At 62.3% G+C, this 11,783-nt stretch carries 18 protein-coding genes; 10 read left to right on the top strand and 8 right to left on the bottom strand.

Annotated features, from left to right (window positions below):
• Nucleotides 1–35: 35 nt before the first annotated feature.
• The 3 genes from AC1DYJ_RS22030 to AC1DYJ_RS22020 all read right to left on the bottom strand — a co-directional run bounded on the left by AC1DYJ_RS22030 (nucleotide 36) and on the right by AC1DYJ_RS22020 (nucleotide 2,448).
• On the bottom strand, nucleotides 36–992 hold the full coding sequence (locus AC1DYJ_RS22030; protein ID WP_477288965.1) for a glycosyltransferase family 2 protein: 957 nt from the start codon (nucleotides 990–992) through the stop codon (nucleotides 36–38).
• 43 nt (nucleotides 993–1,035) lie between these two features.
• A complete protein-coding gene (locus tag AC1DYJ_RS22025) occupies nucleotides 1,036–1,581 on the bottom strand; it encodes a dTDP-4-dehydrorhamnose 3,5-epimerase family protein (protein WP_477288967.1) in 546 nt (181 codons plus the stop codon).
• Between the two features lie 354 nt (nucleotides 1,582–1,935).
• Nucleotides 1,936–2,448, bottom strand: a complete 513-nt coding sequence (locus tag AC1DYJ_RS22020; protein WP_477288969.1) for an outer membrane protein assembly factor BamE — start codon at nucleotides 2,446–2,448, stop codon at nucleotides 1,936–1,938.
• Nucleotides 2,449–2,563: 115 nt separating this feature from the next.
• Here AC1DYJ_RS22020 and AC1DYJ_RS22015 point away from each other — a divergent pair, with 115 nt between their 5' ends.
• The 5 genes from AC1DYJ_RS22015 to AC1DYJ_RS21995 all read left to right on the top strand — a co-directional run bounded on the left by AC1DYJ_RS22015 (nucleotide 2,564) and on the right by AC1DYJ_RS21995 (nucleotide 6,301).
• Nucleotides 2,564–3,106: a ubiquinol-cytochrome C chaperone family protein gene (locus AC1DYJ_RS22015; protein ID WP_477288971.1), complete on the top strand. Its 543-nt coding sequence runs from the start codon at nucleotides 2,564–2,566 to the stop codon at nucleotides 3,104–3,106.
• A gap of 23 nt (nucleotides 3,107–3,129) precedes the next feature.
• Entirely contained in the window at nucleotides 3,130–3,678 is a 549-nt protein-coding gene (locus AC1DYJ_RS22010) for a YceD family protein (protein ID WP_477288973.1), read from the top strand.
• Between the two features lie 143 nt (nucleotides 3,679–3,821).
• Entirely contained in the window at nucleotides 3,822–4,892 is a 1,071-nt protein-coding gene (plsX, locus tag AC1DYJ_RS22005) for a phosphate acyltransferase PlsX (RefSeq protein WP_477288975.1), read from the top strand.
• 10 nt (nucleotides 4,893–4,902) lie between these two features.
• Entirely contained in the window at nucleotides 4,903–5,874 is a 972-nt protein-coding gene (locus AC1DYJ_RS22000) for a beta-ketoacyl-ACP synthase III (protein WP_477288977.1), read from the top strand.
• 103 nt (nucleotides 5,875–5,977) lie between these two features.
• A complete protein-coding gene (locus tag AC1DYJ_RS21995; protein WP_006201891.1) occupies nucleotides 5,978–6,301 on the top strand; it encodes an integration host factor subunit alpha in 324 nt (107 codons plus the stop codon).
• Nucleotides 6,302–6,378: 77 nt separating this feature from the next.
• Here the strand turns inward: AC1DYJ_RS21995 and AC1DYJ_RS21990 are convergent, their stop codons facing one another.
• Nucleotides 6,379–6,516 carry a hypothetical protein gene (locus AC1DYJ_RS21990; RefSeq protein WP_477288979.1) on the bottom strand — a complete coding sequence of 46 codons (138 nt, stop codon included), beginning with the start codon at nucleotides 6,514–6,516 and terminating at the stop codon, nucleotides 6,379–6,381.
• Between AC1DYJ_RS21990 and AC1DYJ_RS21985 the strand changes: the two genes are divergently transcribed.
• Together AC1DYJ_RS21985 and AC1DYJ_RS21980 are read left to right on the top strand one after the other, a co-directional pair.
• The gene (locus tag AC1DYJ_RS21985; RefSeq protein ID WP_142868005.1) at nucleotides 6,515–7,057 is read left to right on the top strand and encodes a MerR family transcriptional regulator; all 543 of its coding nucleotides are present in this window, start codon (nucleotides 6,515–6,517) and stop codon (nucleotides 7,055–7,057) included. The genes AC1DYJ_RS21990 and AC1DYJ_RS21985 overlap by 2 nt on opposite strands.
• Nucleotides 7,058–7,144: 87 nt before the next feature.
• Nucleotides 7,145–7,447, top strand: coding sequence for a hypothetical protein (locus tag AC1DYJ_RS21980; RefSeq protein ID WP_477288981.1), 303 nt, complete (start codon nucleotides 7,145–7,147; stop codon nucleotides 7,445–7,447).
• Between the two features lie 74 nt (nucleotides 7,448–7,521).
• Here the strand turns inward: AC1DYJ_RS21980 and AC1DYJ_RS21975 are convergent, their stop codons facing one another.
• On the bottom strand, nucleotides 7,522–7,791 hold the full coding sequence (locus AC1DYJ_RS21975) for a hypothetical protein (protein WP_112561333.1): 270 nt from the start codon (nucleotides 7,789–7,791) through the stop codon (nucleotides 7,522–7,524).
• A 156-nt stretch (nucleotides 7,792–7,947) separates the two neighbouring features.
• Nucleotides 7,948–8,916 (bottom strand): ATP-grasp fold amidoligase family protein, encoded by a 969-nt coding sequence (locus AC1DYJ_RS21970; protein WP_477288983.1) that lies wholly within the window; start codon nucleotides 8,914–8,916, stop codon nucleotides 7,948–7,950.
• A gap of 346 nt (nucleotides 8,917–9,262) precedes the next feature.
• On the opposite strand from AC1DYJ_RS21970, the gene AC1DYJ_RS21965 reads away from it, so the two are divergent.
• Nucleotides 9,263–9,466: a hypothetical protein gene (locus tag AC1DYJ_RS21965; protein WP_477288985.1), complete on the top strand. Its 204-nt coding sequence runs from the start codon at nucleotides 9,263–9,265 to the stop codon at nucleotides 9,464–9,466.
• 111 nt (nucleotides 9,467–9,577) lie between these two features.
• Here the strand turns inward: AC1DYJ_RS21965 and AC1DYJ_RS21960 are convergent, their stop codons facing one another.
• Both AC1DYJ_RS21960 and AC1DYJ_RS21955 read right to left on the bottom strand, forming a co-directional pair.
• Complete coding sequence (locus AC1DYJ_RS21960; RefSeq protein WP_477284833.1) at nucleotides 9,578–9,784, bottom strand: hypothetical protein; 207 nt, start codon at nucleotides 9,782–9,784, stop codon at nucleotides 9,578–9,580.
• 167 nt (nucleotides 9,785–9,951) lie between these two features.
• A complete protein-coding gene (locus AC1DYJ_RS21955; RefSeq protein WP_477284831.1) occupies nucleotides 9,952–10,566 on the bottom strand; it encodes a hypothetical protein in 615 nt (204 codons plus the stop codon).
• A 298-nt stretch (nucleotides 10,567–10,864) separates the two neighbouring features.
• On the opposite strand from AC1DYJ_RS21955, the gene AC1DYJ_RS21950 reads away from it, so the two are divergent.
• Together AC1DYJ_RS21950 and AC1DYJ_RS21945 are read left to right on the top strand one after the other, a co-directional pair.
• Nucleotides 10,865–11,146 (top strand): helix-turn-helix domain-containing protein, encoded by a 282-nt coding sequence (locus AC1DYJ_RS21950; RefSeq protein ID WP_477284829.1) that lies wholly within the window; start codon nucleotides 10,865–10,867, stop codon nucleotides 11,144–11,146.
• Between the two features lie 126 nt (nucleotides 11,147–11,272).
• Nucleotides 11,273–11,731 (top strand): YbaK/EbsC family protein, encoded by a 459-nt coding sequence (locus AC1DYJ_RS21945; RefSeq protein WP_477284827.1) that lies wholly within the window; start codon nucleotides 11,273–11,275, stop codon nucleotides 11,729–11,731.
• The last annotated feature ends 52 nt before the right edge of the window (nucleotides 11,732–11,783 follow it).

Genomic DNA, 11,783 nt, shown 5'->3' with positions numbered 1-11,783 from the left:
GTTTGAGAGTGCTGGACGGACGCGGGAAGGCTTTCTTAGCTCTCATCCGGCTCGGTGCCGGCATCGCCGCGCTTGCTGTAGCGATCGAGCAAGTCGCTCACGCCAGGCTCGCGCTCAGGCATCGGCGCCAGGCCACGCAGGTGCCGCAGGTGGGCGACGAAGCCCCCTCGCTTGTGCTTGCGGCGGAAGGCGCGGGCGCGGGGATGGATGCCAAGAGCCGCCATCAGCCTGCGCCTGAAATAGCTGGACGCCGCCAGGCTGATGGGTTCTCGCGCGTGGCCGAGGATGTTCACGCGCAAGGTGTCCGGCGCTTGCATGGCGTCCAGAAGGTCCTTCTGTTCCTGTGCATTGTCGTCGAGATAGGAACCTTTGCGGATGCCGGAATGCAGCTTGATCACCGTGAGGTGCGGCATCGTTGCGATCACCGCGCCCTTTCGCCATGCCTGAAACAGCCAGTCCTGCGAACTTTCGCAAAAGCACTGGCTGGCCGGCCGCCAGCGTCCTGTCAGGCCAAGCGAGGTCCGGCGCACCATCTGCGCCGAGCCAAATGCTTCCGTCGTGACGGGATCGTAAAAACCGTCCTTGCCGAACCCGAAGATCGAATTGGCGGGATCGCCGGCTGCCGACGACGGCCGAATGACGGCGCCGCGCGCCAGCACCACGTCGGCGCCCGTCGCGTCGATCCAGCCGGTCATCGCCGCCAGATGGTCGGGAAACCACAGATCGTCATGGTTGAGCAAGGCGACGAAGCGGCCACGCGCCCTGGCAAAGCCGATATTGTTGGGTCCCGACTGTTCGCCGAAATTGACGGGGAGGTCGATATAGACGATGCGGCCATCGCGAAATTCGGCGACGACGGCCGCAGTATCGGCCTTGCAGTCATCGCCGATGACCAGGGCCTCCCAGTCCTGCAGCGTCTGGCGCATGACGCTGGTCAGCGCCTGCCGCAGTGCTGCCGGCCGATTGTGCGTCGCGATCACGACCGAGACCATCGGCGTGCCGCCAGCCCCAACAAGTTGCCCGGATGCCCCCACGCTACACCAGTTTGTAGGGAATATGGTCGGTGTCCGGCGGCAGGCGCCAGTGATCGGGCTGATCGTAGGCATAGGCCTTGTCGACGAGATTGAGCAGCACCGCCGTCTCCGCTCCAATCGAAGCAACGCCGTGCCATATGCCGGGCGGAATGATGACGACGGCCGGGCGCAACGGGCCGAGGATCTTGTGCCAGACGGCGCCGAAGGTCGGCGAGGCCTTGCGCCCATCGAAAAGCGAAATGCGGACGCTGCCGACGCAGCAGAACAGCCGGTCGATGGTCTCTGCATGGGCATGCCAGCCCGTCACAGCGCCGGGATACAAGGTGCGTTGGAACACCTGGCCGACCGGTTCGGAATCGAGCTCCCACTCCTCGCGGAAAATCTCGGTCAGATAGCCGGTGGAGGTTGCGACCGGCCTGATCTCCTTGACCCGCACGCCATCGATCGCCACCGGCTCGATGGGCATCCAGTCCGGCGTCACCACCTGGCCATCGGCCGTCCCGGTCGCCATCCAGCCGGTCGGTTTTGTCCGGTTTTTGTCTTGCACGGGCGCTCCCCCAATTCAGCGTGATACTGCCATTGGCCAGCACGGTCTGATACGAATTTGCCCCGTCGCTGGCAAGTATCCGCCCCGGTTTGCAGATGGGTTTCAACCTCGCTGCATTTGACGTTTCTGACAGAGTCGAAGGGCCCCATTGCCCAAAACATCGTTCCGTCCAGCCCAGGCCGGATCCATCCGCCTGCTTTAATAATACCCGGCTATTGGCCAGGGCATTGCGATTGACGCGGTGTCCGGCGGCTCAAAACAAAAGCCCGCAGGATCGCTCCCGCGGGCTTTTGGTCGCCTGAGATGGTGTTGCTTCGAAGGAAGCAAAATGAATCTTGAGGGAGCGGCCGCTTCTTAGGCGCCGCCGCCAGGAATGGGGGGCGCCAGCTTGCTGGCGCCGTTGATGATCTGGCTGAGGAAGTTCTGGTCCTTGCCGCCGGTCGGCGTGGTGCGCGAGATAAAGTCGAAGACCTTACCGTCCTTCAGGCCGTAATTGGCGATCTGGGTGACGCGCCCATCGTCGCCGAAATAAACCGCCAGCACTTTCTGGTCGACCAGACGCGGCTTGTCGAAGGCGACATAGCGCTTGCGCGTCTGCGAGATGTAATAGAAGGCCTCATTGTCGAAGGTCGCCGTCGTCGACGGCGTGCCGAGCGCCAGAAGCACCTGTTCACGGCTGGAGCCCACCGGCACCGAGTCGACCGCCTGCTGGTCGATGACATAACCCTGCGTCAGCGTCTCGCTCGGGTTAAGGTCGCCGAACATCTTGGACGAATTGCAGCCCGACAGCGCGGAAGCCACCAACACCAGCGAAACCGCCGCGGTAGCCCCAGGCAGAAAAGTCGACTTGAATTTCAGCGCGCGCAACAACAACTCCATTAGCTGGCCGCAACTTGCGCTGGGCGGCAAAACCGGTAAACCAGCTTGCTTGCCGATGCAACAAGGCCCATTCAAACTATCGGTCCCCAGGAGACCACCCTCAATGTTCCAGCGCCTTTTTGGCCGCGAACGCAACGCCAACCGCGCTATCACCGAGGCGCTTTACGCACAAATCGTGGCGGCGGCGCGGCAGACTGTGTTTTATTCCCACTGGAATGTGCCGGACACGCCGCTCGGCCGTTTCGAGATGCTGTCGCTGCACATGTTCCTGTTTCAGCACCGGCTTCGCGGCGAAGAAGGCGTCGCGCAAGAGGTCGCGCAGGTGCTGATCGACGAGTTCTTTCTCGATGTCGAGCATTCGTTGCGGGAGCTGGGTGTTGGCGATGTCGGCGTTCCGAAGCGCATGAAGAAGCTGGCGAAAATGTTCTACGGCCGTACCGCCGCCTATGACGACGCGATTGAACGCGGTGACGGCGATGCGCTGGCTACCGCTCTGGCGCGCAATGTCCGGCCCGACGCCGGGGCCTGGCCGCAGGCCCTGCCGCTGGCATCCTATGTGATCGATGCCGCAAGGCGGCTTGAGGCACAGCCGTCCGAATCGATCCTCTCCGGCACGGTGGCGTTTCCCGTCGCCGAGGCGCAATGATGAGGGAAGGCAGGGAGGCTGAGATGAAACATGCTGACACGCCGAGCCCGGTGTCATTCAAGGCCAATGTCGGTCGCCTGCCGCACAAAGGGCTGCCGGTGGTGATCGACGCCAACGCCGAGCAGCGCGCCGCCCTTGCCGCCGAGCACGAACTGCTCTCGGTCGAAAACTACCGCGCCGAACTGCTGGTGGCGCCGTGGAAGCGCAACGGCGTCAAGGTCAGCGGCCATGTCGAGGCTGATATCACCCAGGCCTGCATCGTCACCCTCGAGCCGATCACGGCCCATATCGACGAGGAGGTCGAGGCGCTGTTCCTGCCGGAGCAATCCAAGCTCGGACGGGAAGGTTTCGAAGGTGGCGGTGAGATTCTGCTCGACGCCGACGGGCCAGACGGCCCGGAAACCTTTTCCGGCGACACGATCGATGTCGGGGCGCTCGCCGAACAGTTCTTCGGGCTGGCGATCGATCCCTATCCACGCAAGTCCGGCGCCTCGCTCGAGGCTGCCGGCCCGGACGAGCCCGTCGAGAACGAATTCCAGCAAAAGCTGCGATCCTTGCTTAGAAAATCCTAAAACACGATGCGATCGGAGAAAAGTCGGTTGTGCGGCAGCCCAAAACCGCTATTTTCGCCGAACCTTCGCGAGCCCCCTTATTTCGCGAGTTTCGTATTTCGCGGGCCATGTGCCCTGGCCCAAGCTAGTGAGATAAAGACCGCGTGATCAGGATTTCCATCGATGCCATGGGTGGCGATCACGGGCCAAACGTGGTCATCCCGGCACTCATGACGGTCGCTGTCAGGCGTCCCGACATCCGCTTCATCATCTATGGCCGCGAAGAGGTGGTGCGCCCCGAGCTCGCCAAATTCCCCAAACTGGCCGAGGTCAGCGAGTTCCACCATTGCGAGATCGCGGTCAGGATGGACGACAAGCCGAGCCAGGCGCTGCGCCACGGCCGCTGGAAGTCGTCGATGTGGAAGGCGGTCGAAGCGGTCAAATCAGGCACCGCGCAAGCCTGCATTTCGGCCGGCAATACCGGCGCGCTGATGGCGATGTCGAAATTCTGCCTGCGCACCATGGCCACCATCGATCGCCCGGCGATCGCGGCGATCTGGCCGACGCTGCGCGGCGAGAGCGTGGTGCTGGACGTCGGCGCCACCATCGGCGCCGATGCGCACCAGTTGATCGATTTTGCCATTCTCGGCACCGGCATGGCGCGTTCGGTGTTCGGCATCGACCGGCCGAAAGTCGGCCTGCTCAATGTCGGCGTCGAGGAGATCAAGGGCCAGGAAGAGGTCAAGGAAGCCGGGCGCATGCTGCGCGAGGCCAATATGGCTTCGATGAATTATCACGGCTTCGTCGAGGGTGACGACATCGGCAAGGGCACGGTCGATGTGGTCGTCACCGAAGGATTTGCCGGCAACATCGCGCTCAAGACGGCGGAAGGCACGGTGCGCCAGATCTCAGGCTATCTGCGCGCCGCCATGAGCCGCACGCTGATGGCCAGGATCGGCTATGTTTTCGCCAAGGGCGCCTTTGACCGCTTGCGCGAAAAGCTCGATCCGGGCCGCTCCAATGGCGGTGTCTTCCTGGGTCTGAACGGCATCGTGGTGAAAAGCCATGGCGGCGCCGATTCGGATGGTTTTGCGGCAGCGATCGAGCTTGGCTACGATATGGTGCGCAACAATCTGATCGACCGCATCGAGGCCGATCTCGATCTGTTTCATGCGCGCAATCCGCATGCCCAGGCAAACAGGAAAGCCGACGCCGCCGTCGACGCAAAGGAATAGGAAAGACACTTTGATCAGATCAGTCGTGCGCGGCACCGGTGCCGCGCTGCCCCGCCGCATCATGAAGAATGCCGACTTCGAAGGTATGGTCGAGACCTCCGATGAGTGGATTGCCCAGCGCACCGGCATCCGCCAGCGCCATATCGCCGCCGATGACGAGACGACCGCATCGCTCGGCGAGGCCGCCGCGCGTGCAGCGCTGAACAGCGCCGGCCTGACGCCCGTCGACATCGACCTCATCGTGTTGGCGACGTCGACGCCCAACAACACCTTTCCGGCGACCGCCGTCGAGATCCAGAACCGGCTCGGCATGCATCACGGCTTTGCCTTCGACATGCAGGCGGTGTGCTCGGGTTTCGTCTATGCGGTGACCACCGCCGACCTCTACATCAGAGGCGGCCTCGCCAAGCGCGTGCTGGTGATCGGCGCGGAGACATTTTCGCGCATCCTCGACTGGAGCGATCGCTCGACCTGCGTTCTGTTCGGTGACGGCGCCGGTGCGCTGGTGCTGGAAGCGGATGAAGGCACCGGCGGCATTGCCGATCGTGGCGTGCTGGCGATGAGCCTGCGCTCCGACGGCGTTCACAAGGACAAGCTTTTCGTCGATGGCGGCCCGTCGACCACCGGCACTGTCGGGCATCTCAGGATGGAGGGCCGCGAAGTGTTCAAGCACGCCGTCGGCATGATCACCGACGTCATCGAGGCAACGTTTTCGCAGGCCGGCGTCACCGCCGCCGACCTCGACTGGTTCGTGCCGCACCAGGCCAATAAACGGATTATTGACGCTTCGGCCAAGAAGCTCGGGATTGCCGAACAAAAGGTGGTGGTCACCGTCGATTTGCACGGTAACACCTCGGCTGCTTCCGTGCCGCTGGCGCTTTCGGTTGCGGTCGCCGACGGCCGCATCAAGAAGGGCGACCTCGTGCTCCTGGAAGCGATGGGTGGAGGCTTCACCTGGGGCGCGGTGCTGGTTCGCTGGTAAGTGCCAAACGGTCCGGTTTCGGTCCTTGACCTTGCCGGATCAATTACTTAGGGTTTGCCTTTGCTTGTAACGATTTATGTTTTTGAGCTGATGGGACGGTCGCATGGGGGGAAAGACACTTACGCGCGCCGACCTTGCCGAAGCTGTTTATCGTAAGGTCGGCTTGTCGCGCACTGAATCGGCAGAACTCGTCGAAGCGGTGCTGGACGAGATCTGCGAAGCCATCGTGCGCGGTGAGACGGTGAAGCTGTCGTCCTTCGCCACCTTCCATGTCCGTTCCAAGAACGAGCGCATCGGCCGCAATCCCAAGACCGGCGAGGAAGTGCCGATCCTGCCGCGCCGGGTGATGACCTTCAAGTCGTCGAACGTGCTGAAGAGCCGTATCCTGCGCTCGCACCAGAACAGCAAGGCCAAGGGCGGCAAATAGGTTTCTGCAGCAATTCCAGGAAAACTGTGCAGCGGTTTTCCCGGGAAAACGCGTAGCGCTTCTCCTGGGGAATTGCGTCAAGGGCACACAAAGCTTCGGTTGAAAACGCCCGCGGTTTTGACGCCGGGCTTGAATGTTGTTTCATAAACCGCTGAAATAATACCCGATTCGGCAGACTGGGCCGGATCGCCGTCCAGCGTGAGGATTTCGCCCATGGACAAGAGCCCCGACGCTTTCCGCACCATCAGCGAGGTTGCGGAGGATCTCGATCTGCCGCAGCACGTGCTGCGCTTCTGGGAAACCCGCTTCAACCAGATCAAGCCGATGAAGCGCGGCGGCGGCCGCCGCTATTACCGGCCGCAGGATGTCGAACTGATCAAGGGCATCCGTCACATGCTCTATGACCAGGGCTACACGATCAAGGGCGTGCAGAAGCTGCTGCGCGAGAACGGCAACCATTTCCTCGTCGCCATCGGCAATGGCGACATGGCTGCCGTCGAGGCGATCTCGCAGCGCAAGCAGGCCGATCAGGTGCCGCTGACGCCGGCAGCGCAGCCGCGCGGCATGGATGACGAGATGCTGGTCGGCCAGCCCAAGGTAAAACCCAGCCGCCGCTTTTTCGGCCTGGGCAAGACCGAGGAGGAAGGTCCGGTCCAGCCCGGCGCATCCAAACTGTCACGCGACAACCGCGCCTTGCTGCAGGAGGCGCTGTTCGACCTCCTGGAGTGCAAGCGCCTGCTTGACCAGGTGCGCTAGATCTTCGCCACTGCCGAGGGAAAGCAAAATCGGAACCGGTTCCGCAGCCATGCGTTTGGCCTTCTCTTGAAAGAAGGAAAAACAATCATGGTATCGCTTTCGACCCTCTCCGATCTCGATCTCGAAAAGCAGGTCGCGACCCTTTCCAAGGAGCTTGCCGCCTTGCGCAAAGCCGTGGCCAAACGCGGCGGCGCTTACTACGAGGACGGGCGCGACGCCGCTTCGGACTATTACGGGCAGCTTGCCGACCGCATCAGCGACGCGCTGCCGGCAATCAGGAAGCAGGGCAGGGCGGTCGAAAAGACGGCGCGCGATCATCCGGCGACGGCGGCTGCTGTTGGGTTGGTGGTGGTCGGCCTGGTCGCCAGCCTGCTGCTCAGCCGGCGCTGAAAACACGTCCACGAAATCAAAGAAAATGGCGGTCGTCCCGCGGACGACCGCCATTTCCTTTGATCAGGGGCCGACTACTTGGCGAGCTTGATCTTGCCCTGCGGCGAAACCTGCGCGGTCTGGCTGCACTTGCCATAGACCGTGCCATTCTTGTCGGTGGCGTCGGTATAGGTGCCCTTGCACTCGATCGAGAGCACCAGGCAATGGCCGGCGCCCTTGCAAACCGCGCCGCCGTCGCCGGTGGGATGCGTGCCGCCGGCGAAAGCCGAGGTCGAAACCGAAGCCGAGCCGAAAGCCGAGACGACGAAAGCCGCGGCGAGCGTGATGCGCTTGAAGTTGGTCATTTGAGCATTTCCTTCTCTGGATCGAGGATCGCCGTCATGGCGTCCTTCTGGGTTGGGGATCGCCTTCTTGGCGTCCATGCCGGGTTAGTGCGGCTCCCAGAACAAAGGTTCATGCACGGTTCGAATTTTCTTCGTATCTTTTCGTAGCGGCGATTTTTAGCCTTCGGCATCGATCATGCATTTGGCGTGAAGCGCGCTGGCATAGATGCGCGCCAGGCCGCTGTGCCGCCGCTGCAGATAATGCGACCGGTCGAGCCGCCACAGCCGCTCGATTTCGCCGGCGAACGCCGGGTTGGTCGTGGTGCCATAGCCGGCGCCCGGATAGACGACGATCTCGCCGGCATAAAGACGATGATCGGTGACCAGGAAGTCGATGCGGGTGTAGTCGAGGTCGCCGGCGATGACAGGGGCGAGCGATATCGCCTGACGGACATAGTCGAGAAGCTCCGCATTGACCGGCACCGCCTGATCCTCGCGCGGATAATCCGGATCGCGCCCGGGTACCGGATTGGAGTGCCGGTCGAGAAGCAGCGAGCGCTTCGCGACCTTGTCCTCGACCCAGGCATGCGTCACCGCGCGGCCGCAAACATGCACCTTGATGTCGGTGGCGATCCTGGCGCCGGCGAGCGCCAGCCGCTCTTCCACGAACACGGTGCGAACGACAGGCCAATAGGCCCACTCGCCATCGCGACGGCCATAGCGCTTTCTCAGCCAGTGCCGCACCTTGGCGACGATGAAGCCGCGACCGGGGTCGCCACCGGCAACGAATATGTTCATCGCGCAGCCGTGGTTTGTCTTCACGACGACATCGCCGGCCAGCAGGTCGAGCGGAATGTCTATGGCGTCGCGCCCGGACCAGAGCGTCCGTGGCAAGGCCAGTTCGGGGCAGGCGCTGCTTATATGAGCCTTGGCAGCGAGCTTGTCGGTCAGTGTCACGAACAGCGGATTGCGGTCGAGGATTTTTCGCCAGAGCACCAGCTCGTGATAGCTCTCAGGCGCGGCCGGATTGGGCAGATAGCCCAGTTTCATGACGAATCGAACGACCAGGGCCGGGTGGCGAAGCGTGATGAGCAGGCGCGCAACAGCCAAAACGAGACGGTGTCTGGCCGCGATGGTGGCCTTCATAGGGATACCTCTCGGGAAAATCCCTGTCAGGCCGGTAAGCGGGCCGATCGACCCGCATCTACCCCATAGCATGAATTATCCAGGCGGTATCATGCCCGCGTTTATCCCAGGTTCCACAGCCTGCCGCCGAATAGACGGCGACCTCACTGGAGGTTTTGCACCTCGGTCATGGGCAATCTCATTGTTGAAAGTGGCAGCATCCCTGGAAAATGGCCGGCCAAGACCGAGTCCGGCTCCTTGTCAGGTGGCGGCAGCAGTCTTTGTCGCCTCCTTGGCACCACACTTACTGCTCCATCCGGCTGCGGCTATAACCCCAATCCAAAGATACCGGCGCAGGAGGCGGCGCGTGATCGCAAACTACATCGATGAGTTCATCATGTTCTGCGTCGGGCTGTGGATGACAGGCGTTGGCTTTGGACTGCTCCAAAGTCCTTTTCAGGCTCAGCCGGGTCAGCAGCCGTGGTGGCTGCAGGTCGCGAAGCACTTCAAATGGATGGGACCGCTGTTGATTTTGATCGCGATAGTGCTCGCGTTCGCGGCGCCATCCTAGCAGGTTCCGGCAATTGGGCTGGGCTATGGTTGCGCATGGGAAAAAACCAATGGGAAGGCGGCCTTGGCGAGGACTCCAAGGTCAGCCTTCCCATCGGGCAAGTCGGCCGGCTCAGGCCTTCTTGGCTTCCACCTTGTGGTGATGGTGGTGGTGGTGATGATGGCGGTGATGCCTCTTGTGGTGCTTGTAGTGATGATGATGGTGGTGGTGATGCTTCTTCGCCATCGGAGCTGCGTCCGCGCTGCTGGCGCCGATGATCGGCAGCGAGACAGCCAGGGCGAAAGCGAGCCCGAGAGCCGACAGGAGGGACTTCTTCATGACTTCGTTCCTTTTCTGCGCGGGCTGAATTTGACCGCCACCGAGCAAGATCGGTGACGTCAACCCCGCAGCCATGACTATCGCCCCCGAATTTTTCGACAGTTTTTCCCGACTGTAGAATTTTGTTTCTGGATTGTGTCTGGCGTCTTCGCAGGCGCAGCAACCGCTCACATCGGCGGGACGACGCCGCTGTTGCCAACCACGACCCGGCCGGCGGTCAGCGCGCCGTCGCTGCCACGCTCGGCGTTGACGAAGACCACGGCACCGGGCTGAAGGTCGGCCGGTGTGGCCGGCGCGAAGGTCACTACCGGTGTCGTCTGCGGGATCGCGATCTGCTTTTTCTGGCCATTGTCGTAGGTCAGCGTCACCGTGCGGCCCGCAATCTCGGTGACATCGGCAACCGTGCCGTTGGTCATCCGGCTGTTGGGCTCGAGATCCCACGGGCGGTCGCCTTCGCCGGTGCCTTTGAGCGCGGCCGGGAAGATCACCACCTCCAGCGCGCCGTTGCCGCCATCGGCCTTTGAAACCGAGGCAATGCCGAGGAAATCGCCTTGCTTTATATCCCCGGCGTCAGCCTTGGCGACGCCGGAAATCTTCCAGCCTTCAGCCAGCGCGATGGCGTCGGTGGCGCCTTTGCGGGTCTTCACCGTCAGCGTCGATCCGGCAAAGGCGGTAACGGTGCCGCGAATGCGCACGGCGTCGGCGGCTTGCGCCTGGGCCAGGCTGGCGCCGGCAAGGCCGGAGATCGTGGCGAGCACGATGGCTGATGTCTTCAATGTCATGGGTATGATCCTCTTGGGGGAAAGCTGGTCCGATGCGGTTGCCAGCGACATCAGGCTAACGCGCGAGCGGCCMGAAACCGCTGAACACTTCGGCGTGCAACCCATCAAAAGAACTTGATTGGGAGGATCGGGGCGGAGATCCCATATCTGCCTGGCGCCAGCGGCTCCTGACGCCGGTTCACGATGCCGTGACGGTCGGTTTGGGTCTTGGCAAATCGCCCTTGAGCGGGCATTGTCCCGGCTCTCAGGCAACACCCTATCATTTGATCCAAAACTCTTTAGCCCCATGGAGTTGCCAATGCCCCAAAATGCAAAACACGAACCCTTCTCCAGGCTGGCGGCCGATGTTGCGCTTGAGCATCCCGGCCTTAAAGCCATCCGGGAAACAAAGGGATACAGTATTGAAGAGCTTTCCCTGACCTGCGGTCTGTCGACCAGCGAGATTGCCGACATAGAGAGCGGCAAGGACACCGATCCGTCGAAACTTCGCCGGATCGCCGCAGCATTGCAATTGCCGGAAACGGCCCTGATCGATGCCCCGGCGCCAACAACGCCTGTGGAAAACCGGTCCGTTTCATAAACGACGACGCCAAGGCGTCTCTCGACAAGCTCGCCATGGTTTGCCCTGGCGAGCTTTTTCATGTTCGAGTGGCGATAGCAATTCCAGGAAAAAGCGTGAGCGGTCGAATGGAGGAGAAACACCAGAATGAGCCTTGAGACCGTGCGTGCCTTTCTGGCTGCCCATGCGCCCGATGTCGAAGTTTTAGTCACCGAGGCCAGTTCGGCAACGGTGGCGCTGGCAGCGGCGGCGCATGGCGTGGAGCCGGCGCAGATTGCCAAGACCATCTGCCTGCGCGTCGGGGAACAGACCATGCTGATCGTGGCCGGCGGCATGTCGAGGCTCGACAACCGCAAATTCAAGGACCGCTTCGGCGGCAAGCCGCGCATGCTTGACGCCAATGAGGTTGTCGCCGCCACCAGCCATCCGGTCGGCGGCGTCTGCCCGTTCGGCCTGCCGGCGCCGCTGCCGGTCTATTGCGACGTCTCGCTGCGTGTCTTCGATGAAGTCGTCCCCGCCGCCGGCGCCACCAACGCCGCCGTAAGGCTGAGCCCCCAGCGCATGGCCGAGATCGTTGGCGCAGAGTGGGTCGACGTGTGCCAGTAGCGACAGCTTTCAGAGGATTTGAAAGCTTTCAGGGACTGTCTAGAAATGGTCG

The organism is Mesorhizobium sp. P2_B11, assembly GCF_056404855.1.
This window is presented reverse-complemented; position numbering and strand designations above follow the sequence as displayed.